The sequence below is a fragment of the Streptomyces sp. WELS2 genome, from assembly GCF_013870595.1.
Lineage (GTDB): Bacteria > Actinomycetota > Actinomycetes > Streptomycetales > Streptomycetaceae > Streptomyces.
The window spans coordinates 1-1,503 of sequence record NZ_JACBWZ010001196.1 but is presented as its reverse complement, the minus strand read 5'-3'; the positions used below and the strand labels follow the sequence as shown (position 1 = coordinate 1,503).

At 75.2% G+C, this 1,503-nt stretch carries 1 protein-coding gene and 1 pseudogene; both read left to right on the top strand.

Annotated features, from left to right (window positions below; genetic code table 11):
• Nucleotides 1-764, top strand: a pseudogene (locus H5J33_RS34955) (beta-galactosidase); the annotation flags it as partial.
• A 113-nt stretch (nucleotides 765-877) separates the two neighbouring features.
• A partial coding sequence (locus tag H5J33_RS34950; RefSeq protein ID WP_181798671.1) for a hypothetical protein occupies nucleotides 878-1,503 on the top strand: 626 nt, incomplete at its 3' end.

Genomic DNA, 1,503 nt, shown 5'->3' with positions numbered 1-1,503 from the left:
CAGGAACCGGGACTGGTGCGCGGCGCGCACGGAGGCGTCCAGGCCCGCGTGGTACGGTGCTCACCGGCTGGGCGTCCCTGACGGGGGTGCTGGGGGCGCTGGGCGGGCCGGAGACGGTCACGCCGGTGCCGCCGGTGTTCGAGGAGCTGGGGATCACCCGGGGCCTGGTCCGGTACGCGGTCGAGGTGCCCGGCCCGCGCGGGCCCTACCCGCTGTCCGTGCGCGGGCTGCGCGACCTCGCCGTGGTGTACGTCGACGGGGAGCGGGCCGGGGTGCTCACGGAGGCGGAGCCGCGGCTGACGGAGCCGGTCGCGGGGCACGCGCGCGTGGAGCTGTGGGTGGAGTCCCTGGGGCGGGTGAACTACGGGCCCCGGCTCGGGGAGCCGAAGGGGATCACCGGCGGCATCCTGCACGAGCGGCAGTATCTGCACGGGGTACGCGCGCGTGGGCTGGATCTGGACGCGTTCGCCGACGGTGTGGCCGCGGTGCCCTTCGGCGCGCCGCCGGTCCGGCACGCGCCGGGGCTGTACCGGGGCTCGGTCACGGTCCGGGGCGCCGGGGACGCCCGGCTGGAGCTGCCCGGCCGGACCCGCGGGTTCGCCTGGATCAACGGCTTCGGCCTGGGCCGCTACTGGTCGGCGGGGCCCCAGCGGTCGCTGTACGTGCCCGGGCCGGTGCTGCGGGAGGGCGGGAACGAGGTGTGGGTGCTGGACCTGGACGAGGGCCGGCCGGACGCGCCGGCTCCGCGCCTGCTGCCGGTGTGAGGGCGCGGGGGCCCCTGCCCGGGTATCCCCCGGCCGGCGGGAAAGGGGCCGTCCGCCGGGGCCCCTCCCGCCTACAGTGGAGAGGAGTTCCGGTGGCTTCAGGGGGTGCCGACGTGGCCGACGGCGGACCGGTCGAGCACGGCTACCCGCACCTGGAGACGGTGCGGGCCGCCGTCACCGCGCTGTACCGGCGGCTGTCCCGGGACACCATCGAGACGTTCTCGGCCAGCGTGGCCCCCGCCGACGTGGCCTTCTGCGACACGGACGACCTGCATCTGGGCGCGCAGCGGGTGGCCCGGGAGATCGTGCGGCACTTCCGGCTGCCGGACGCGCGGCTGATCGTCGGCTTCCGGGAGATGACCCACGCGGCGAACGTCGAACTGGCGGCGGGCCCCGAGTACTTCGTCGAGCTGAACGACCGGTTCCGCACCCACCGCGCCGACATCGGCGCGGCCCTCGCCCACGAGGTGGCGCACGTCTATCTGCACCGCCTGGACCTGGCCTTTCCCACCACGGCGGAGAACGAGATCCTGACGGACACGGCGGCGGCCTACCTGGGCGCGGGCTGGCTGCTGCTGGACGCCTACCGGCAGGACGCGGTCTCCTCCCAGAAGCTGGGCTATCTCACCCCGGAGGAGTTCGGTTACGTCCTGGCCAAGCGGGCGCTGCTGTTCGGCGAGGACCCGTCCCTGTGGTTCACCAGCCCGCAGGCCTACACCGCCTACGTCAAGGGCAGGGA